The sequence below is a fragment of the Geodermatophilus sp. SYSU D00691 genome (genome assembly GCF_054050275.1).
The window spans coordinates 16641-37390 of record NZ_JBJGYZ010000026.1; the positions used below are offsets into that span (position 1 = coordinate 16641).

Consider the following 20750-nt stretch of genomic DNA (forward strand, 5'->3'; position numbering starts at 1 on the left):
TTGTCCTGCGGCGACGTCAGCGGGAAGGTCTGCGGGCGGGGGGCAGTACCGGAAGGCGGCCATGGACGACGCCCTGGCGATCGACGCCCTGGTGCCGGTCGCTGCCGTGGCGCTGCTCGCCCCGGTCCTGCTCGGACTGGTCCCCCGGCTCCCCATCCCGCAGGTCGTGCTGCTGCTCGCCGGCGGCGTGCTGATCGGCCCGCACGCGCTCGGCCTGGCCGCACCGGCCGAGATCCGGGTCCTGGCCGATGTCGGGCTCGGCTTCGTCTTCCTGCTCGCCGGCTACGAGGTCGACCTGCGGTCGTTCGCCCGCGACCCGGGCCGCCGGGCGATCGCGGCCTGGTTCGTCTCCCTGGCCCTCGCCCTCGGCGTGGTCGCGCTGCTGGCGGCGGCCGGGCTGGTGCGCGCCTTCGTGCCGGTCGCGCTGGGGCTGACCACCACCGCGCTGGGCACGCTGCTGCCGATCCTGCGCGAACGCGGTCTGCTGCACGGCACGCTCGGCCGCTACCTGCTGCCCGCCGGCGGCGTCGGCGAGCTGTTCCCGGTGCTGGCCATCGCGATCTTCCTCGGGACGCAGAGCCGGTTCGTCGCCCTGCTGTCCCTGGGCGCGGTCGCCGTCCTGGGCGTCGTCCTGGCCGTCGCCCGGCGCGCGGTGCGCGACGGCTCCCGGCTGGCCACGGTCATCGCGCTGGGCCAGAACGAGACGGCGCAGATCACGCTGCGCGGCACCATCCTGCTGCTCATCGCCCTGATCGCGCTCACCGACGAGTTCCACCTCGACGCGGTGCTCGGCGCGTTCCTCGCCGGCGTGGTCCTGCGCTCGTGGGCCGGCCCGACCGCGCCGGTGCTGGAGTCGAAGCTCGACGCCGTCGGCTACGGGTTCTTCATCCCGCTGTTCTTCGTCTATTCCGGGATGTCCCTCGACCTGCCGGCGATCGCCGACGCGCCGCTGCGGCTGCTGCTGTTCTTCGGGCTGATGCTCGCCGTCCGCGGCGGTCCGGCGCTGGTCGTCTACCGCGGCGTCCTGCCGCTGCGCGAACGGGTGCAGACGGCGCTGATCACGACGACGGCGCTGCCGGTGCTCGTGGCGCTCACCGAGATCGGCCTGCGCAACGGGACGATGCTGCGTGAGAACGCCGCCGCCCTGGTCGGGGCCGGCGCCCTCACCGTGCTGGTGCTGCCCGCGCTGGCCGTGGCGATCGACCGGCCGGACCGGTCCGCGCCGCGCCCGGCCCCGGCTCCCGCGGAGGGCTGAGGACCGTCAGCCGACGCGCCCGCTGCCCATGGACCCGCCCAGGAAGTTCCCGGCGAGGTTCGGCACGCTCCCCAGGCGGGCGAGCGCGACGCCGAGCCGGTGGTGCCCCTGGCGGCGGGCGGCCCAGGACGCCGCGAACACCAGCGTGGCGAGCCCCTGCAGCGACGCGTGGGTCATGCCGGCCCGCCGGGTCGCGCGGTCGGCCGCGGCCCACTCCGCCCAGCCCGCGACCGCCGTCGGCACCGCGGCGGCGACGCCGAGGCCCACGAGCCGGGTCGCCGCGATCCGCGACGCCTCGTCGCGGAGCAGGTCGAAGTACATGGCGAGGAACCAGGCGCCGAGCGGCGCGTCGGTGAGGATGCCGTGCAGCGGCACCCCGGTCGCGTCGCCGTGGAAGAGGCGGCGCACCGGCGGCCGGGCGATCAGGCGGTCGGCGACCGGTGCCACCGCGGCGATGGCGCCGTCCCAGGCGGTGCTGCGTCCGAGCCGCCGGAGCAGCCGGGCGTACGCGCCGTCGGCGGGGGTGTGGACGCGCTCGGGAGAGCGCAGGGTGTCGCTCACGACCGCGGACGCTACTACGGGCGTAGTGTGAAGTCACTACGTCTATAGTGACCGAGTGGCGACCACCCGGAGCCGCGTGCTGGACGCGGCGGTCGACGTGCTGGGCGCGGAGGGCCTGCGCGCGCTGACGCACGCCCGCGTCGACGCGCGGGCCGGGTTGCCGAAGGGGTCCACCTCCAACCACTTCCGGACCCGGCGCGCGCTGCTGTCGGGGGTCGTCGAGCACCTCGCGGCCGTCCAGCTGCAGCAGGCGAGCGACGCCTTCGAAGTGGCGACCGCCGACGACCTGGTCGAGGGGCTCTGCGCCCTGGTGGAGCGCGCGACGGGGCCGGACCGGGCGCTCACCACCGCGCGGTACGCGCTGTTCGTCGAGGCCGGGCACGACGCCGACCTGCGCGAGCAGCTCGCGCGGGGGCGCGCCACCGTGGAGGCGCCCCTCGTCGTCGCCCTGGCCGGCCTCGGCGCCCCCGACCCGCGGGCGGCGACCGCCGTCGTGGTGCCCTGCGTGCAGGGGCTGCTGCTGCGCCGCATCGCGCGGCTCGACGAGTCCGACCCCCGCCCGGTCGTGCGCCAGGTGGTGCGGGCGGTCCTCCCCTGACCGCCCCGGCTCAGCCGAGCGCGACCTCGGCCAGCAGGTCGACCTGGCGGACGTCGGGCACGGTCGGGTCGAGCACGAGCTCGTCGACACCCGCCTCGGCGAAGCCGGTGATGACGTCGCGGATCGCCTCGGGCGAGCGGTGCGCGCCGCCGGCGATCCCCTCGGCGGCCTCGCGGCCCATCGGCGCGTAGTAGTCGAGCAGGTAGGCCCGCGACTGCTCCTGGGTGTCGCCCAGGCCGAAGTAGTTGAGCGCCACGATGCGCGGCGAGCCCTCCCGGCCGGCGTCCTGCCAGGCGGCGCGGACCTTCTCCACCCAGGGGGCGACCAGCTGGGGCGGCAGCCCGCCCGCCGTCCAGCCGATGCCGTGCTCCACGGCGCGGCGGACCGCCGCGTCGGTGTGCCCGCCCACCAGCAGCGGCACCGCCGGGGCCTCGTCGGGCACCACCGGGGCGGTGCCCTCCAGCAGGGGCTCGCGCGCGAAGGCGCGGCGCAGGTCGGCCAGCTGCTGGTCGAAGACGCGGCCGCGGCCGGCGAAGTCGCGGCCGGTGAGCGCGTAGTCGGACTGCCGCCACCCGACGCCCAGGCCGAGGGTGAGCCGGCCGCCGGTGATCGCCTGCACCGTGGCCGCCTGCTTGGCGAGCTCCGCGGTGCTGCGGGTCGGCGCGAGCAGGACGTTGGGGAGGAAGCGGATCCGCTCGGTGACGGCGCCCGCGGCGGCGAAGACGGTGAGCTCCTCGTAGCTCGGGTACGACACCGCGCCGATCGAGGCGAGGGTCGAGAAGCCGGCGGCGTCCGCCCGCCGGGCCCACTCGAGCAGTTGCGGGCCCGTGGTGCCACGGACGCTGTTCGGGATGCCGATGCCGATCTCCACCGCGTTCTCCTCCTGTTCAGGACGTCGACGACCACCCCGTCCACTGCTGGACGGTCACCACGAGGAGCGGCCCGGACGGCGGCGCCCCGCGGTACTGCGGGAACCGCTCGACCAGCGCGCTGATTCCGGGGTGGTCGGGCTCCGGCGTGTCGACCACCCGCGCGACGCCGTCAGCCCGCACCCACCACAGCCGCGACCAGTCCTCGTCGTAGGCGTCGACGAGCAGCGAGCAGCGCGGCTCGACCCGGACGTTGGCCAGCCGCTGCAGGCGCCGGGTGCGCTTCGGCTTGGCGTCGACGGCGGTGTAGACGGTGTCGCCGACCAGCGCGAACACGCAGGGGACGACGTGCGGTGCGCCGTCGGGTCGCACGGTCGCCAGCCGCGCGACCGGGGATGCGGCGAAGCGCTCTCTCAGCTCGGTGTCCTGCACCCACCCGTCGTACCGCCTCCGCTGCTAGCTTGCCGCGCATGACCGGGCCAGGCCCCGCTCCGACCCCCGGTGCACCGCCGCCCGGGCCGCGGTACCCGGTGCCCGCCCCGCCCGGCTGGCCGGCGTCGCTGCCCTCACCGCCGGCGCACCTGCCGACCTGGGTGGAGGAGAGCCCCCCGCCCTCCGACCCGCGGCCGCTGCACCTCCCGCCCGAGCTGGCCGCGTCGGTGGACCGCGTGCTGGTCGCGGCCGTGGACGTGCTCGACGGCGCTGCCTCGATCGGCCCCGACCACCGCCCGGACGGCGGGGACCCGGACGTGGCCGCGGTCGACGCCGCGCTGGACGCGATCCTGCAGCCGGCGCCGGAGCTGCCCTGGAGCGGCTCGGCCGACGACGCCCGGACCGGCCTCCAGGTGCGGCTGACCGGCTGGCTGACCGGGGCCCAGGCGCTGACCGGTGACCCGCTGCCGCACCTCCCCCCGACCGCGCACGACCACCTGTGGGGCGCCGCGGCGGTGGTCGCGCGGGCGGCCGCGGCGGCCCGCGCCACGGGGGACGAGGACGGCGGGCTGGCGTGGGTGCTCGACCGCGCCGGGAGCTCCCTGCCCGGTGGCGCGTGGGAGCCCGACCGGGCCCTCGTGCCCGTGCGGCGGGAGCTCCGCTACCGGCTCACGGCCCTCTACGACGGCGGCTCGGGGCACCTCCTGTGGGCGGTCGACGACGCGGCGCGGGACCGCTGGGACTACCCGGTCGACCACTTCGACCTCCCCGTGCCGCTCGCCCTCGCCCGGCGGGTGCAGGCGCTGGTCGACCGGTACGACCTCGACCACCCCGACGTCGGCAGCGAGCACCGCCCGATGACACCGGCCGAGCAGGACGCGTTCCGCGCGGAGCACGCCGCGGTCGTCGCCGAGCTCGGCCGCACGCTGGGCCCGGCGTACGGGATCGACGACCGGGCCTGGTTCGGCCCGCCGGCGGAGGCGGACCGGACGACGGTCTCCGCCGAGCTCCCGGACGGCCCGGCGGAGGGCCCCGGCCCGTCGTCCCCACCCACCCGGTGGACCGAGAGCCTGCTGCGGGCACCGGTCCCGGCCGGCTGGTTCGTCAAGGAGTCGCTCACTCTGCTGGCGCCCGACGGCCAGGCGAACGTCATCGTGTCGCGGGAGCCGCTGGACCCGACGCTGACCACCGAGCGGTACGCGGAGGTGCAGGGCGGCCTGCTGAGCCGGGAGTTCCCCGGGTTCAGGGAGCACTCGTTCGAGCCGGTCGAGCTGTCCGCCGGCCACGCGCTGCTCCGGTCGTTCTCGTGGACCCCGCCCGACGGCGTCGCCGTCACCCAGCGGCAGCTCTACCTCGCCCGCTCGGGGACGGGCTTCACCGCGACGGCGACCTCGCCCAGCACTCAAGCCGACCGGTTCGCGGAGGTGTTCGACGAGGTGCTGCGCGGGCTGGAGCTGGGCGAGCCGGAGGCGGTCGAGCCGCCGCCGGCGCCGGAGCCCCCGCCGGTGCCGGAACCGCCGCCGCTCCCGGAGCCCCCGCCGCTGCCCGAGCCGCCGCCGGTCCCCCAGCCTCCCCCGGTGCCCGAGCCGCCGCCGGTGCCGGAGCCGTTCCCGGTGCCGCAGCCGCCGCCGGTGCCGCAGCCGCCGCCCCCGCCGGTGGTGTCCGCCCGCGATCCGCTGCTCACTGCGGTCGACCGGGTGCTGGTCACCGCCGTCGACGTCGCCGCCGCGCAGCTGCGCCCGGCGCCCGAGCCGTTCGACGACGACGTCCGCAGCGTCCAGTCCGGCCTCGTCGGGGTGGTCACGCCGCGCGCCGGCCGGCCCTGGCCGTGGCAGGAGGAGCCCGACGTCGAGGGGCGCGTGCACGGCCGGATCACCGCCTGGGCCGAGCGCGTGCACCTGGTCACCGGCACGCCCGTCCCGGTCCCCGGCGAGCCGGCCGAGCGGCTGTGGTGGACGGCGCAGACGATCGCCTGGGCCGCGGCGCACGGGACGGACGGGTCCACCCGGCTGGCCGGCGTCCTCGACCGGGTGCTGCAGGGCCTGGACTCGCCCGAGGCGGCGTGGGACGACGAGGCCCGGGCCCCGGTGGTCTGGCGGGCCCGCCGCTACCGGCTGACCACCGTGCTCGACCGGGGTTCCGGCCGGTTCCTGGTGGCCGGCAACCCGGCGGCGCAGGCCCGCTTCGGCTCGGTCGTCGACCCGTTCGACCTGCCCGTCGCGCTGCGGCTGGCGCACCGCGTGCGCGACCTGCTGGCGCAGTTCGACGCGGGCTTCGAGCTGCCGCCCGGGGTCACGGCCGTGCGCGACCCGCGGGACGCCTTCACCGACAGCTACCGGTTCGTCGTCGAGCGCCTGCGGGCGGCCCTGGGTCCCGCCTACGAGGTCGTCGACGGCGCCAGCTTCTGACCGCCGCGGTTCGCATCCGGTCGATCGTCCTCGACTTCGGCGTCGTCGTACGCCTGCACGCCGGTCCCGGACCCCGTGCCCTCACGCCTGGAGCGGCCGGACCGCCGCCACGAGGTGGCCGGTGCCGCTGGTGGCGTTGCGGACGGCGGCGTCCCAGCCCCCGCCGGCCTCGGCCGTGGCCAGCGTGACCGTCGAGGGCAGGAACAGCGGCTTCTGGAAGCCGACGTCCACGGTGAACGCGTCGGGCAGGCGGCCGGTCAGGGCGCCGAGCACGCGGGCCTTGACCCACATGCCGTGCGCGATCGCCCGCTTGAAGCCGAACGCCTTCGCGCTGAGGCCGGAGAGGTGGATCGGGTTCACGTCGCCGGAGACCTTGGCGTAGCGGCGGCCGGCGTCGTCGGGCACCCGCCAGGTGGCGACGGGACGGACCTCGCCGATCGCCACCGTCGTCTCCGACCCCGCCGCGCCCTCCGGCGCCGCGGCGCCGCGGGCCAGGTAGGTCGACCGGCCGCGCCAGACCTCCGCGCCGTCCACCGTCGCCGACGCGCACAGGTCGACCGTCGCCCCCTTGGCGTGCCGCGCGAAGCGCTCGGCCCACACCTCGAGGTCGAGCGCCTCGTCGGCGCCGATCGCGCGCAGCAGGTCGATCCGGTTGCGCACGTGCACCAGCCCGGGCAGGGCCAGCGGGAACGACCGGTCGCTCATCAGCGCGACCTGCAGCGGGAAGGCCAGCACGTACGGGTAGGTGGCCGGCAGGACGTCGGACAGCGGGAACCCGCACACCCGGTCGTAGGCGGCCAGCTCCCCGGGGTCGACCCGGACGCCGGTGCGGGCCAACCGTGCGTCGGGCAGGGCACCGCCCCGCCCGCGCGCGGTGAGCACGGCGCGCGCGAACAGCTTCGGCATCGCCGGCGGCGAGCTCAGGACCGTGCGGGCGTCCATCACGCCCCCAGCATCGACTGGCCGCACACCCGCACGACCTGGCCGTTGACCCCGGCGCTGGCCGGCTGGGACAGCCAGGCGATCGTCTCGGCGACGTCGACGGGCAGGCCGCCCTGCTGCAGCGAGTTGATCCGCGACCCGACCTCGCGGGTGCCGAACGGCATCTTCGCCGTCATCTCGGTGACGATGAAGCCCGGCGCGACGGCGTTGATCGTCGCCCCGCGCTCGGCGAAGGCCGGCGCCCAGGCGCGGACCATGCCGATCACGCCGGCCTTGCTGGCGGCGTAGTTGGCCTGGCCGCGGTTGCCGGCGATGCCCGACTGCGAGCTGACGGCCACCACCCGGCCGCCGGGCTTGAGCACGTCCTCGTCGAGCAGCGCCTGGGTGATGTCGAGCTGCGCCCGCAGGTTGACCGCCAGCACCGAGTTCCAGCGGGCGGCGTCCATGTTGACCAGGAGCTTGTCCCGCGTGATGCCGGCGTTGTGGACCACGACGTCGACCCCGCCGTGCCGCTCCCGCAGGTGCGCGATCAGCCGCGCCGCCGCGTCGGGGGCGGTGATGTCGAGCTGGAACGCCGTCCCGCCGATCTCGTTGGCGACGTCGGCCAGCGACTGCCCCGCCGCCGGGACGTCGACGGCGACCACGTGGGCGCCGTCGCGGGCCAGCACCCGCGCGATCGCGGCGCCGATGCCCCGCGCCGCGCCGGTGACGACCGCGACCTCGCCCGCGAGCGGCCGCTCGTCGTCCTGGTCGGGGACGTCGGCCACCGACACGGTGACCGGCTGCCCGTCGACGTAGGCCGACCGGCCCGACAGGAAGAAGGTCAGCGGGGCGGCGACCGAGGCCTCGGCGCCGGCCGGCACGAGGACCAGGTTCGCCGTCGAGCCGTTCAGCAGCTCCTTGCCGATGCTCCGCACCAGCCCGTCCAGGGCCTGGCGGGCGGCGGCCTGCGCCGGGGAGCCCGCGTCCGAGGCCGGCTCGCCGAGGACCACGACCCGGCCGCTCGGCCGCAGCCGCTTGACGGCTGGCGCGAGGAAGTCGTGCGCGGCGGCCAGGTCGGCCGGGCCGGTGAGCCCGGTGGCGTCGAGGACGACGGCGGCGAGCTCCTCGCCGTCGCTCGACCCGTCGGCGGCCACCGGGGACAGCACGGTCACCCCGGCGTCCTTGAGGACGGCGGTCACCGTCTCGCGCAGCCACCCCTCCCCCGCGGAGCCGACGACCGCCGGGCCGGGCAGCAGCGGCTGGCCCGGCTCGTAGCGGCGCAGCACGGCCGGCCGGGGCAGGCCCAGCTGCTTGGTGATCGTCGTCCCGACGCCCGAGTTGGCGAAGTTCGTGTACCAGTCAGCCACTTGCAGGTCCTCCACGTGTGCTTTGTCGCGATGAAGCGCGGGATCAGGACTCGAGGATCGCGACGACGCCCTGGCCGCCGGCGGCGCAGATGGAGATCAGGCCGCGCTTGCCCGGACCCGCCTCGTGCAGCTGCTTGGCCAGCGAGGCGACGATCCGGCCGCCGGTCGCGGCGAAGGGGTGCCCGGCGGCCAGCGACGAGCCGTTGACGTTCAGCTTCGACCGGTCGATCGACCCGAGCGGGGCGTCGAGGCCGAGCCTGCCCTTGCAGTACTCCGGGTCCTCCCAGGCCTTGAGCGTGGCCAGGACGGTCGACGCGAACGCCTCGTGGATCTCGTAGAAGTCGAAGTCCTGCAGGGTCAGGCCGGTGCGGGCGAGCAGCACGGGCAGCGCGTATACCGGCGCCATGAGCAGGCCCTCGCCGCCGTGCACGTAGTCGACGGCGGCGGTCTGCGCGTCGACCAGGTGGGCCAGGACGGGCAGCCCGCGCTCGGCGGCCCACTCGTCGGAGGCCAGCAGCACCGCGGAGGCGCCGTCGGACAGCGGGGTGGAGTTGCCGGCCGTCATGGTGGCCTCGGCGCCCTCGGGCAGCGCCCTGCCGAACACCGGCTTCAGCTTCGCCAGCTTCTCCAGCGAGGAGTCCGGCCGCAGGTTCTGGTCGCGGGTCAGGCCCAGGAACGGGGTGACCAGGTCGTCGAAGAAGCCGCGGTCGTAGGCGGCGGCCAGGTTCTGGTGCGAGCGGACGGTGAGCTCGTCCTGCTCCTCGCGGCCGATCTCCCACTCGTGCGCGGTGACCTGGGCGTGGTCGCCCATGGCCAGGCCGGTGCGCGGCTCGGCGTTGCGCGGGATCTCCGGGGCGAGCATGCCGGGCCGGATGCCGCCCAGCGCCTTGAGCCGCTGCTGCACGGTCGTGGCGTTGTTCAGCGAGATCAGCACCCGCCGCAGGTCGTCGTTGACCGCGAGCGGGGCGTCGGAGGTGGTGTCGACGCCGCCGGCGATGCCCGACTCGATCTGGCCCAGGGCGATCTTGTTGGCGACGAGCACCGCGGCCTCGAGGCCGGTGCCGCACGCCTGCTGGACGTCGTAGGCGGGGGTGGAGGCCGCGAGCCGGGAGCCCAGCACGCTCTCGCGCGTCAGGTTGAAGTCGCGGGAGTGCTTGAGGACGGCGCCGGCGACGACCTCGCCCACCTGCGCACCCTGCAGACCGAAGCGCGCGACGAGACCGTCGAGCGTCGCGGTGAGCATGTCCTGGTTGGACGCCTGCGCGTACGTCGAGTTCGACCGGGCGAACGGGATGCGGTTACCGCCGACGATCGCGGCCTTGCGGGTCATCGGGACCTCCGGGGTCGATGGAATTGCTCGATACCAACGGTATCAGGTACCGTCTTTCACATGAAACTTGAGGCGGTGAGACCTGCGTCGCAGGAGAAGATCGCCCAACCACGGGACCGCCGCGACTCGAGGTGGGACGAACACCGGGCCGAACGCCGGCGCCAGCTGGTCGACGCCACCCTCGCCGCGGTCGGCAAGCACGGCGCCGGCGTGGGCATGGAGGAGATCGCGGCCGAGGCCGGCACCAGCAAGGCCGTCGTCTACCGGCACTTCGCCGACCGCGCCGAGCTGCATGTCGCCGTCTGCAACCGGGTGGCCTCCCAGCTGCTGCCCAAGCTCCGCGAGGCGTTCGAGAGCAGCGGCGAGCCGCGGCGGATGCTGGCCGCCGCGATCGACACCTACCTCGGCTTCCTCGAGGCCGACCCGGAGCTGTACCGCTTCGTCGTCCACCCGCCGAACCTCGACCGGTCGGCGACCAGCGATCCCATCGACACCCTGTCCGACCTGGTCGGCGACCAGGCCGCCGCCGCGGTCTCGGTCGCGCTGCAGCAGGCCGGCCGCGACCCGGCGGCCGCCGCGCCCTGGGGCCACGGCGTCGTCGGGCTGGTCCGCTCGGCGGCCGACTGGTGGCTCCGAGCGGAGCGCCCCATGCCCCGCAGCGAACTCGCCGCTCATCTTACGGATCTCGCGTGGTCGGGGCTCTCGGCCATCGGCTCGACCCCTCAGGAGGAGAAGTGACTGCCAGTCTTCCCGCGTCGGTGGACCCCCGGGCGATCCAGGAGGTCCTCGACGGGCGCTGGGGGCACGTGCGCCGCGACGCCCGCGAGCACCTGGGCGACCCCGAGTTCGCGCCGGTGTACGGCGAGACCATGCCGGAGGCGCGCGAGCGGATCACCCGGCTGGCCAAGAAGCTCGCCGGCAGCGGTCGCGTCGGCCTCGGCTTCCCCAAGGAGTACGGGGGGCAGGACGACGCCGGCGGCTCGGTGGCCTCCATCGAGATGCTGGCGTTCGGCGACCTGTCGCTGATGGTCAAGGCCGGGGTCCAGTGGGGCCTGTTCGGCGGCGCCGTCCAGCTGCTCGGCACCGAGCGCCACCACACCGCGTACCTGGCCCACATCATGAGCTTCGACCTGCCCGGCTGCTTCGCCATGACCGAGACCGGGCACGGGTCCGACGTCCAGCAGCTGCGCACGACGTGCACCTACGACCCCGCGACGCAGACGTTCGACCTGCACACCCCGCACGAGGCGGCGCGCAAGGACTACATCGGCAACGCCGCGAAGGACGGCCGGATGGCCGTCGTCTTCGCGCAGCTGATCACCCGGGGGGAGAACCACGGCGTGCACGCCTGGCTGGTGCCGATCCGCGACGCCGACGGCACGCCGTGCGCGGGCGTGACCATCGGGGACGACGGCCCGAAGGCCGGCCTGCTCGGCGTCGACAACGGCCGGCTGACCTTCGACCACGTCAAGGTCCCCCGGGAGATGCTGCTCGACCGCTACGGGCAGGTCGCCGAGGACGGCACCTACACCTCGAGCATCGAGAACGAGACCCGCCGCTTCTTCACCATGCTCGGCACGCTGGTGCGCGGCCGGGTGAGCGTCGGCGGCTCGGCCGGCTCGGCGACGAAGCTGGCGCTCGACATCGCCGTCCGGTACGGCGACGTGCGCCGTCAGTTCGCCGCCCCCGGCAGGGACCGCGAGATCGTCGTCAACGACTACCTCGTGCACCAGCGCAAGCTGCTGCCGGCCCTGGCCACCTCCTACGCGCTGCACTTCGCGCAGGAGGAGCTGGTCAGCGCGATGCACGACGTCCAGTACAGGACGCACGTCCTGGGCGAGGAGATCGACGAGCAGGGCCAGCGCGAGCTGGAGTCGCGGGCGGCCGGGCTCAAGGCGGCCAACACCTGGCACGCCACCCGCACCATCCAGATGTGCCGCGAGGCCTGCGGCGGCGCCGGTTACCTCGCCGAGAACCGGCTGCCCGCCCTCAAGGCCGACACCGACGTCTTCACGACGTTCGAGGGCGACAACACCGTCCTGCTGCAGCTGGTGGCCAAGGGCCTGCTCACCGGCTACCGCGACGCGTTCGGCTCGCTCGACGGGTGGGGCAAGGTCGGCTTCGTCGCCGACATGGTCCGCGAGACGGTGCTGGAGCGGACGGCGGCCCGCAACCTCATCGCGCGGCTGGTCGACGCGGTGCCCGGCCGGGACGACGACGTCCCCCTGCTCGATCGCGGCTGGCAGCTGAAGATGTTCGAGTTCCGCGAGAAGCACACCCTCGAGGGCGCGATCAAGCGACTGCGGAGGAACGCGGCGACCGAGGGCATGGAGCCCTTCGACATGTTCAACGACGTCCAGGACCACGTGCTGCGGACGGCGCAGACGCACATCGACCGGATCGTGCTCGAGGCGTTCGTGGCCGGCGTCGACCGCACCACCGACCCGGACGCCAGGCGGCTCCTCGACTCGCTGTGCGACCTCTACGCGCTGTGGACGATCGAGCAGGACAAGGGCTGGTTCCTCGAGCACGGCCGGCTCACCCCCACCCGCGCCAAGGCGCTGACGGCGACGGTGAACGCGCTGCTCAAGGACCTGCGGCCGCACATGACCACGCTGGTCGACGCGTTCGCGATCCCGGCGGCGTGGAAGGCCGCGCGGATCCTCGAGGAGGAGGGCGACCGGCAGGAGGCGATGGCCGCCCGGGACGCCGAGGTGCGCGCCCAGGCGGAGGCCACGCGGGCGCCCGGTGACACGGCCACCGACCTCGAGGTCCCGCCCGGCCAGTAGCCGACCTCCGCTTTCGGCGCCGAAAGCAGTGCTGCTTTCGGCGCCGAAAGCGGGAGTGGGGGTTACGCGAGGGCCGGCTCGCGGGTGGGCGGCGCGGGGAAGCCGCCGACCAGCTGCTCGAAGGCGTGCGCGACCCTCAGGCAGGTGGCGTCCTCGAACCGCCGGCCGACCAGCATCATCCCGACCGGCAGCCCGTCGACCAGCCCGGCCGGGACGCTGGTCGCCGGGTGGCCGCTGACGTCGAACGGCGCGCAGTTGACGATCATCTCCAGCGCCCGCGCCACCTGGATCTCGAGCGGGTCGTCGGGCGCGGGGATCGGCGGGGCGACCATCGGCACGGTGGGCAGCACCAGCAGGTCGACGTGCGACAGGGCCTGGTCGTAGCGCTCGCGCACCTCGATGGCCAGGTTCTGCGCCATGGCGTAGTGGCGGCCGTGCATCCGCTCGGCCGACCAGCGGCCGGCCATCGCGACCAGGTTCACCGTGGGCGACCAGCGGTCGGCGACCTCGCGGCGCTGCCGGCCGTAGTGCTCGACCAGCTCGGGGTCGTAGAGCCCCTCCCAGTTCAGGCCGTAGCCCTCGCCGTTGATCATCTGGGCCGCGGCGCCGTCGGTGGCGATCACGTTCCAGACGTGCATCGCGTGCCGGTGCCACGGCAGGTCGACGTCGACCACCTCGATGCCGAGCTCACCGAGCCGGCCGGCGGCCGCGCGCACCGTGTCGTCCACCCCGGGCTCGGACAGCTCGGCGAACCCGAACCCCTGGGCGAGGACGCCCACCCGGAGGCCGGCGACGTCGCCGCCGAGCGCCGCGGCGTACTCCTCGGGCACCAGGCCGGCCGGCTGCCGCGGGTCCAGCCCGTCGCGCCCGGCGACGACGTCGAGGACGGCGGCGGCGTCGGCCACGGTGCGCGTCATCGGACCCAGGTGGTCGAGGGTCAGCTCGATCGGGAACGCGCCCGTGTAGGGCACCAGGCCGTGGGTCGGCTTGTGCCCCACGATGCCGCTGAACGCCGCCGGCATGCGGATCGAGCCGCCCTGGTCGCCGCCGAGCGCGAGGTCGACCTCCCCCGCGGCCACGAGCGCGGCGCTGCCGCTGGAGCTGCCGCCGGTGGTGCGGGACGGGTCCCACGGGTTGCGCACGGGACCGCTGCACGAGGTGTGGCTGCCGCCGGAGAAGCACAGGTCCTCGCACACGGCCTTGCCGGTGATCGTCGCGCCGGCGCCGAGCAGCCGGCTGACCACGGTGGCGTCGCGCCGGGGGACGAAGCCCTCCAGGGTGTGCGAGCCGTTCATCATCGGGACGCCCGCGACCGCGATGTTGTCCTTGACCGCGACGGTCCGCCCGGCCAGCGGCCCGGCGTCGGCCCCGCGGATCTCGGTGCGCACGTACCAGGCGCCGAGCGGGTTCTCCGCCTCGTCCGGCCGGGAGCTCGGGCGGTCGGTGCGCTCCGGCGGCGCGATCGCCGCGTAGAGCTCCTCGACCGCCTCGTAGGAGTCGAAGGTGCCCGCGACGAGCAGAGCGTAGGTGTCGAGTTCGGCGTCGCTGGGCTGCATGCCGTAGGAGCGGGCGAGCGCGGCGACGTCGTCCTTGCCGGGACGGTGGACGGTCATGGCGACCTCCGGGGAGGGGTGGCGGTGCCGTCAAACTAAGGCGGCACCGGCGCCCCTGTCACCGCCCCGGCCGGGACGGACCTCCGCTCTCGGCGCCAGGAACGCAGGGCGGGGCTCAGGCCGGGGCCGGCTCGATGTTCTGGTTGCCGCGGAAGACGTTCTCCGGGTCGAACCGCCGCTTGACCGCCGCCAGCCGGGCGTAGTTCTCCGGTCCGTAGGCCGCCCGGATCCGGTCCTGACCCTCCGCGCCGATGAAGTTGAGGTAGACCCCGCCGTTGGCGTACCGGGCGATGTCGCGCCGGAAGTTGCGCGCCCACGCCACGTTGACCTCGGTGTCGGCCGGGTCCGACCAGGTGGCGAACGGGTGCGTGATCCAGGCGGCGTCCCGCCGGGCCAGCGGGGTGGCGTCCTCCGGCAGCCGCGCCACGGCACCGCCCCACGGCGCCAGCAGCTGCTGGCTGAGCGGCGACGGCCGGTCGGCGCCGTACTTCACGAACACGTCCATCGCCTCGTCGGGCATCGCGTCGTGGTAGTCGCCGCTCCAGTACTGGTGGAACCCGGGCGGGTCGTCGAGCATGGAGTTGAACGCGGCGTACGGCATGGGGCCGACCAGGTCGACCTCGGGGCGCAGTTCGCGCAGCGGGCGGACCGCCTCCGGGCCGTCGGCCGGGTCCCCCGACCAGAGGACGGCGACGGCGGCGACGGTGGCGCCCTGCAGGTGCTCCGGGACGAACGGCTCCGGCGGGCCGGTGAGGAACACCAGCGCCGACCCCAGCTCGTCAGGCGTCCTGGGGGCGAGGTCGCGGTAGGCGAGGGCGACGTCGCGGCCGACCGTCCCCGGCCAGATCAGCAGCCCCGCCAGGACCTCCGGCCCGACCGGGTGCAGCCGGAAGGTGAAGGACGTCGCGACGCCGAAGTTGCCGCCGCCGCCGTGCAGCGCCCAGAACAGCTCCGGCTCCTCGCTCGCGCTGGCCGTCACCCGCTCGCCGTCGGCCGTGACCAGGTCCACCGACAGCAGGCTGTCGCAGGTCAGGCCGAAGCGGCGCTCGAGCCACCCCGACCCGCCGCCCAGCGTCAGCCCAGCCACTCCGGTCGTCGACACCCGCCCGCCGGTGGTCGCCAGCCCCACCTGCTGGGTCGCCTCGTCGAACCGGCCCCAGGTCGTCCCGGCGCCCACCGTGACCGTGCGCGCGTCCCGGTCCACCCGGACGTCGGTCATCGGCCGGACGTCGACCACCAGGCCCCCTTCGTTGACGCTGAAGCCGGCCACCGAGTGACCGCCCGCTCGGACGGCGACGTCCAACCCGCCGTCGCGCGCCGTCCGCAGCGCCTCGGCGACGTCGGCTGCGGTCGCGCACCGCGCGATCACGGCGGGGCGCCGGTCGATGCCGGCGTTGAAGACCCGGCGGGCGTCGTCGTAGACGGCGTCCCCGGGGCGGATCAGGTCCATGGTTGCCTCCTCGCTCGACCGGCGCGCACGCTGCTCGCGGCCGGGGCGGGGCACCAGGGCCGACCGGCACCGGCCTCGCGACCACCGGAGTGGCCGGACGGCGGGCGAGCGGAAGATGTCCCTCCGTGGAACTCCTCGCCGTGGCCGAAGCGCTCCGCGTGCCGCTGTCGGTCGACCTCGCCGCGATCGTCATCGGCGCGCTCACCGGCGGGCTGCTCGCCGCCCGCGAGGGTTTCGCCGTCTCCGGCGTGCTGCTGCTCGCGATCAGCGGCGGGCTGGGCGGCGGCCTGATCCGCGACGTGCTGCTGGCCGAGGGCCCGCCGGTCGCGCTGACCAACGAGGCGTACCTGCCCACCGTGGCGATCACCGCGATGGTGACGTTCTATTTCTCCGGCTGGCTGTCGCGGCTCACGGGGCTGCTCGTGGTCCTCGACGCGGTCACGCTGGGCTTCTTCACCGTGGTCGGCGCGCAGCGGGCGGAGCTGGCCGGGCTGCCGGTCGCCTCGGTGCTGTTCATCGGCACGCTCACCGCGGTCGGCGGCGCGCTCATCCGCGATGTGCTGCTGGCCCAGCGCGCCGACATCGTGCAGCCGGGGCCGTACAACGCGGTGGCCGCGCTGCTCGGAGCCGGGCTGCTGAGCGTGCTCTCCGGGCCGCTGGACCTCGACCCGCTGCCGGTCGCGATCGCGGTGATCGTCTTCGTCGCGGCCCTGCGGGTGCTGTCGGTCTGGCGCGGCTGGTCCGCGCCGGTGGCGGTCGACCTGCCGGCCCGCACCCGGACCGCCGTCCGCCGTCGCCGCCGGGGCTGAGCCTCAGCGCCGGACGGGCGGGGAGGGCGCGATGCCCGGCGGGACGAGCTGCGGGCCGGCCACGGGCGGCCGGGGGCGGTCCTCGTGATGCAGGCGGACGGCGAGCAGGGCGACGTCGTCCTCGGTGTCGGGCAGGAACAGCCGGGTGAGCACCCGGTCGCACAGCTCGGCCAGCGGCAGCCCCACGCAGTCGCGCAGCACCTCGACCAGCTCCGCCGTGCCCGCGTCGATGTCGCGGTCGCGGCGCTCGACCAGCCCGTCGGTGTAGAGCAGCACCGTCGAGCCCCGCTCGATCTCGGCGACGTGGTCGCAGCGCTCGGTGTCGGGCGCCACCCCCAGCAGGAGGTCGAACGACCCGCCGTCGAGCACGGTGACCGCGCCGTCGGCGCCGAGCACGATCGGCGGCAGGTGCCCGGCGTTGGACCAGCGCAGCCGCGCCCGCCCCCCGGCGAGGTCGTCGGGGGTGCGCTCGAGCCGGGCCACCAGGCAGGTCGCCATGGTGTCCAGCGCCAGGCCGTGGACGGCGCGGTCGAGCTCGGTGAGCACCCGCGCCGGGGAGGCGCCGCTGGAGTAGCTGATGCCGCGCAGCAGGCCCCGGACCTGCCCCATCGAGGCCGCCGCGCGGCTGTCGTGGCCGACGACGTCGCCGATCGCGAGCACCGTGGCGCCGTCGGTCTGCAGGAACGCGTCGTACCAGTCGCCGCCGATCTCGGCCCCGGTGGCCGCGGCGGCCGGCACGTAGCGGACGACGATCTCGCTGTGGTCGGGCTCCGGCGGAGCCGTCAGCATGCTGCGCTGCAGCGTCTCGGCGAGGGCCCGCTGCTGGACGAACAGCCGCGCGTGCTGCAGCGCCAGCCCGGCCCGGCGGCCCACCTCGATCGCGGTGTCCACCTCGGCGGCGGAGTGCGGCCCGCGGTCGGGGCCGTTCAGCAGCCCGAGGGCGCCGAGCGTCTGACCGCGGCCGGCCAGCGGCACGATCGCGCTGGAGACCGCGCCCAGGCGGGCGAACAGCTCGCGCAGTGCGGGGTCGGGCAGGATCCGCTCCAGGTACTCCTGCTCGATCACCGGCATCACGACCGGCCGGCCGGTGCGCGACACCCGGTGCGGGCTGGCCTCCTCGGTGGCGCCGGCCAGCATCGACCGCACGTACTCGTCCACCTCGGCCCGGCGGGCGGGGTCGCGGTGACCGGTGGCCATCTCGTGCAGCCGGCCCTGCTCGTCGGTGACGACCAGCCAGCACCAGTCACCGAGGGCGGGGACGACGAGCGAGGTCAGCTCGTCGATCTGCGCGCTGATGTCGACGGTGTCCGACAGCACCTGGCCGACGTCGGCGAGCAGCTGCAGGTGCCGGTTGGCCTCGGCCATGGCCGTGACGGCGGCGTCGCGCTCGGCGTCGGCCTGCAGGCGGGACACCGAGAGGGCGATCTGCGCGGTGAGCGCGTCGAGCACCTCGAGGTCGTCCCCGGCGAAGGGGTGCTCCTCGGACCAGACGACGACGAAGCTGCCGAGCAGCCGCCCCTCGACCCGCAGCGGCAGCGCGGCGAGCGCGTGCACGCCGATCACGTCGGTGATCTCGGCCATCTTCGGGAACCGGGCCCGCGCCTCCTCGGCGGAGGACAGGAACACGCGCCGGCCGTGCCGCGCCACGTACTGGGTGGGCAGCGAGTCGTCGAGCTCGATCTCGACGCCCTCGGGCGGCAGCTCGACGTCGGCACCGGTGCGGACGGCGTCGACGAGCCAGTGGGTCAGGTGCAGCCGCAGCGGCGCGCCGCCGGGGTCGAAGACGGCCAGCGCGCTGGAGCGGGCGCCGAGCACCTGGGCGCCGCGCTGGGCGATCCCGGCCAGCTGCTCGATCCGCGTCGCGTTGGCCATCTCGGCGGCCACCTCGGCGATGGCCGCCGCCCGCTGCACGGCGGACAGCCGGCGCTCGGACTCCTCGCGCGCGTCGGTGACGTCGACGACGGTGCCGAGGACGCGCACCGCCTCCCCGCCGGGGTCGACGACGACGCGGGCGCGCGAGACGGTCCACCGGACCGCGCCGTCCGTCCGCAGCACCCGGCACTCCGCGACGAACTCGCCGCGCTCGGCCAGCGCGGTGGCCATCGCCTCGCGCACGCCGGCGTGGTCGTCGGGGTGGATGTGCTGCATCAGCTGGTCGAGGTCGTCGAGCTGGACCGCGCCCTCGAGGCCGAAGATCGCCGCGGCGCGCTCGTCCCAGAACACCGAGCCGGTGCGCAGGTCGCGCTCCCAGATGCCGACCGAGCCGGCCTCCAGGGCCACGTCCAGCCGCGCCGACGACGCGCCCACCGCCGACTGCGCGGCCGAGAGCTCGAGCTCGGCGACGACCGACGCCGACAGCTGCTCGAGCAGCCGGGCGGCGTCGTCGGACCAGGACCGCGGTGTCGGGTCGTAGACGGCGAGGACGCCGACGACGTGCCCGGACGCCGCGACCAGCGGTACACCCAGGTAGGCCTGCACCTGACCGGAGGTGACCGCGTGCAGGTGGGCCACCCGCTCGTCGTCGCGGGCCGCGGGGATGTTCAGCGTCTCGCCGCGGCGGACGACGATCTCCGACAGCGCGCCGGTGAGCATCGCCGGGCCGCCGATGACACCGGCCGGCAGGCCGTGCCCGCCGACGACGATGTCCTGGTCGGTGAAGATCGTGACCTTGGCGTGGCCGGTGCCGACGAGGCGGGCGGCGAGCGCGGAGAGCCGGTCGAACGCCGCCGGGCCGGGCACCTCCACGAGCAACCGGCGGGCGCTCGCGATGCGGTGCCGGTCGCGGAGCACGTCGACGGGCGCAGGAGTGGGCAGTGCCGACACGCACGTCTCCCCTCGAGCTCCCGGCAGCGGCGGGCGCACTGCTGGACCCGCGGTCGGACCCATGCTGTCACGTCGGTCCGTGCGAAACCGGATCGTCCCTCGAAGTGACGGCGCGCCGCCCTCCCCCGGACGGGTGACACGCCCCGGCCCGCCGTTCACGCCCGCCGCCGCGGCGCCGATCCACGAACCGTGCCCGGGACCCTCACCCTGCCGGACTGCAGGCCGCTGCTGGCGTCCCCGGACGACCTCGCCCTGGCCTTCCAGCCGATCGTCGACCTGGCCGGCGCCACCGTCGCCGGCTACGAGTCGCTGGCCCGCTTCCCCGGCACCGCCGGCCCCGACGTGTGGTTCGCCGCGGCCGAGGAGGCCGGCCTGGGCGCCGAGCTCGAGGCGCTGGCCGTCCACAAGGCGCTGGCCGCCGTCCCCGCTCTGCCCGAGAACACCTTCCTGACCGTCAACGTCAGCCCCCACCTGCTCGGCAGCGACCCGGTGCAGCGGGCCCTGGCGACCCGCCGCGACCTGACCCGCGTCGTCGTCGAGCTCACCGAGCACACCCCGGTCGACGACCTGGCCGCGCTCAGGCGGCAGGCCGACGAGCTGCGGGACCGCGGCGCCCTCATCGCCCTGGACGACGCCGGCTCCGGCTACTCCGGCCTGCAGCAGCTGGCCGCCCTGCGCCCCCAGGTGGTCAAGCTGGACCGGGCGCTGGTCAGCGACGCCGACTCCGACCCGGTGCGCGTGGCGCTGGCCGAGATGGTCGGCGAGTTCGCCGACCGGATCGACGCCTGGCTGCTGGCCGAGGGGCTGGAGACCGCGGGTGAGCTGGCCGCGTTCATGCGCCTGGGCGTCCCGCTGGGCCAGGGCTGGGTGCTCGGCCGGCCGTCGTCCGGGTTCGCGCCGCTGGCCCCGGAGGTGGTCCGGCTGGTGAAGGGCCAGGCCGCCCGCGTCCGGCTCACCGAGAGCGTCGCGAGCCTGATGCGCCCCGTCCGGCAGGTGCCGGCCGCGGACGCCGTCGAGGCCCCGCCCCCCGCCGTCCTGGTCGGCTCGTACGGCGAGCCGCTGCACCTGGTCCTGCGCGACCCGCGCACGGCGGAGACCTACGTCGCGCCGGTGTCGCTGCGGGTCCACCCCTCGGCGGACATCGGCGAGACGCTGCAGCGCGCGCTCACCCGTGCGCCGGCGGAGCGCTTCGACCCCGTGCTGGTGACCGACCAGGTCGGCGCCGTCCTCGGCCTGATCCGGCTCGACGACCTCGCCTCGGCCCGGCACGCGAAGTAGCCGACCCCGAACCCCGGGCGTCCGACCGGACGGCTCGGCCGCGCACCACCCCCGACGAGGAGTCCACCGTGAAGACCTTCGCCTGCGGCGACGTCATCCCCGGTTGCAGCGCCCGGTTCTCCGCCGCCGACGAGGCCGGCATCCTCGGCCAGGTCGCCGGCCACGCCGCCCACGACCACGGCGTCACCGACGTGACCCCGGAGCTGGTCCAGGCCGTCCGGGACCGCATCGTCGCCGTCTGAGC

Annotated in this window: 17 protein-coding genes; 8 read left to right on the forward strand and 9 right to left on the reverse strand. The window is 75.5% G+C overall.

Features of this window, described 5'->3' with window-relative positions; translation table 11 throughout:
* Positions 1-61 precede the first annotated feature (61 nt).
* On the forward strand, positions 62-1255 hold the full coding sequence (locus ACI797_RS18185) for a cation:proton antiporter (protein ID WP_456860151.1): 1194 nt from the start codon (positions 62-64) through the stop codon (positions 1253-1255).
* 6 nt (positions 1256-1261) lie between these two features.
* Here the strand turns inward: ACI797_RS18185 and ACI797_RS18190 are convergent, their stop codons facing one another.
* A complete protein-coding gene (locus tag ACI797_RS18190; RefSeq protein ID WP_456860152.1) occupies positions 1262-1816 on the reverse strand; it encodes a DUF2231 domain-containing protein in 555 nt (184 codons plus the stop codon).
* Positions 1817-1871: 55 nt separating this feature from the next.
* On the opposite strand from ACI797_RS18190, the gene ACI797_RS18195 reads away from it, so the two are divergent.
* A complete protein-coding gene (locus ACI797_RS18195) occupies positions 1872-2414 on the forward strand; it encodes a TetR/AcrR family transcriptional regulator (RefSeq protein ID WP_456860153.1) in 543 nt (180 codons plus the stop codon).
* A 10-nt stretch (positions 2415-2424) separates the two neighbouring features.
* On the opposite strand, the gene ACI797_RS18200 is transcribed toward ACI797_RS18195, so the two are convergent.
* On the reverse strand, positions 2425-3285 hold the full coding sequence (locus tag ACI797_RS18200; RefSeq protein WP_456860154.1) for an LLM class flavin-dependent oxidoreductase: 861 nt from the start codon (positions 3283-3285) through the stop codon (positions 2425-2427).
* A 16-nt stretch (positions 3286-3301) separates the two neighbouring features.
* On the reverse strand, positions 3302-3715 hold the full coding sequence (locus tag ACI797_RS18205) for a TIGR03668 family PPOX class F420-dependent oxidoreductase (protein ID WP_456860155.1): 414 nt from the start codon (positions 3713-3715) through the stop codon (positions 3302-3304).
* Positions 3716-3753: 38 nt separating this feature from the next.
* Here ACI797_RS18205 and ACI797_RS18210 point away from each other — a divergent pair, with 38 nt between their 5' ends.
* A complete protein-coding gene (locus ACI797_RS18210) occupies positions 3754-6123 on the forward strand; it encodes a DcrB-related protein (RefSeq protein ID WP_456860156.1) in 2370 nt (789 codons plus the stop codon).
* An 81-nt stretch (positions 6124-6204) separates the two neighbouring features.
* Here ACI797_RS18210 and ACI797_RS18215 read toward each other — a convergent pair whose 3' ends face one another.
* The 3 genes from ACI797_RS18215 to ACI797_RS18225 are packed head-to-tail and all read right to left on the reverse strand — an operon-like array spanning position 6205 to position 9744.
* Entirely contained in the window at positions 6205-7065 is an 861-nt protein-coding gene (locus tag ACI797_RS18215) for a MaoC family dehydratase (protein WP_456860208.1), read from the reverse strand.
* Complete coding sequence (locus ACI797_RS18220) at positions 7065-8414, reverse strand: 3-oxoacyl-ACP reductase (protein WP_456860157.1); 1350 nt, start codon at positions 8412-8414, stop codon at positions 7065-7067. The genes ACI797_RS18215 and ACI797_RS18220 overlap by 1 nt, the downstream gene beginning before the upstream one ends.
* A gap of 43 nt (positions 8415-8457) precedes the next feature.
* On the reverse strand, positions 8458-9744 hold the full coding sequence (locus ACI797_RS18225; RefSeq protein ID WP_456860158.1) for an acetyl-CoA C-acetyltransferase: 1287 nt from the start codon (positions 9742-9744) through the stop codon (positions 8458-8460).
* A gap of 60 nt (positions 9745-9804) precedes the next feature.
* Between ACI797_RS18225 and ACI797_RS18230 the strand changes: the two genes are divergently transcribed.
* Complete coding sequence (locus ACI797_RS18230) at positions 9805-10482, forward strand: TetR family transcriptional regulator (protein ID WP_456860159.1); 678 nt, start codon at positions 9805-9807, stop codon at positions 10480-10482.
* Complete coding sequence (locus ACI797_RS18235) at positions 10479-12533, forward strand: acyl-CoA dehydrogenase family protein (RefSeq protein ID WP_456860160.1); 2055 nt, start codon at positions 10479-10481, stop codon at positions 12531-12533. The genes ACI797_RS18230 and ACI797_RS18235 overlap by 4 nt, the downstream gene beginning before the upstream one ends.
* Before the next feature lie 62 nt (positions 12534-12595).
* Here ACI797_RS18235 and ACI797_RS18240 read toward each other — a convergent pair whose 3' ends face one another.
* Both ACI797_RS18240 and ACI797_RS18245 read right to left on the reverse strand, forming a co-directional pair.
* Positions 12596-14146: an amidase gene (locus ACI797_RS18240; protein WP_456860161.1), complete on the reverse strand. Its 1551-nt coding sequence runs from the start codon at positions 14144-14146 to the stop codon at positions 12596-12598.
* A 115-nt stretch (positions 14147-14261) separates the two neighbouring features.
* Complete coding sequence (locus tag ACI797_RS18245; RefSeq protein WP_456860162.1) at positions 14262-15596, reverse strand: FAD-binding oxidoreductase; 1335 nt, start codon at positions 15594-15596, stop codon at positions 14262-14264.
* A 125-nt stretch (positions 15597-15721) separates the two neighbouring features.
* On the opposite strand from ACI797_RS18245, the gene ACI797_RS18250 reads away from it, so the two are divergent.
* Positions 15722-16405 carry a trimeric intracellular cation channel family protein gene (locus ACI797_RS18250; protein WP_456860163.1) on the forward strand — a complete coding sequence of 228 codons (684 nt, stop codon included), beginning with the start codon at positions 15722-15724 and terminating at the stop codon, positions 16403-16405.
* Positions 16406-16408: 3 nt separating this feature from the next.
* Here ACI797_RS18250 and ACI797_RS18255 read toward each other — a convergent pair whose 3' ends face one another.
* Entirely contained in the window at positions 16409-19228 is a 2820-nt protein-coding gene (locus ACI797_RS18255) for a SpoIIE family protein phosphatase (protein ID WP_456860164.1), read from the reverse strand.
* A gap of 189 nt (positions 19229-19417) precedes the next feature.
* Here ACI797_RS18255 and ACI797_RS18260 point away from each other — a divergent pair, with 189 nt between their 5' ends.
* Positions 19418-20506 carry an EAL domain-containing protein gene (locus ACI797_RS18260; protein ID WP_456860165.1) on the forward strand — a complete coding sequence of 363 codons (1089 nt, stop codon included), beginning with the start codon at positions 19418-19420 and terminating at the stop codon, positions 20504-20506.
* A gap of 68 nt (positions 20507-20574) precedes the next feature.
* Positions 20575-20748, forward strand: a complete 174-nt coding sequence (locus ACI797_RS18265) for a DUF1059 domain-containing protein (RefSeq protein ID WP_456860166.1) — start codon at positions 20575-20577, stop codon at positions 20746-20748.
* The last annotated feature ends 2 nt before the right edge of the window (positions 20749-20750 follow it).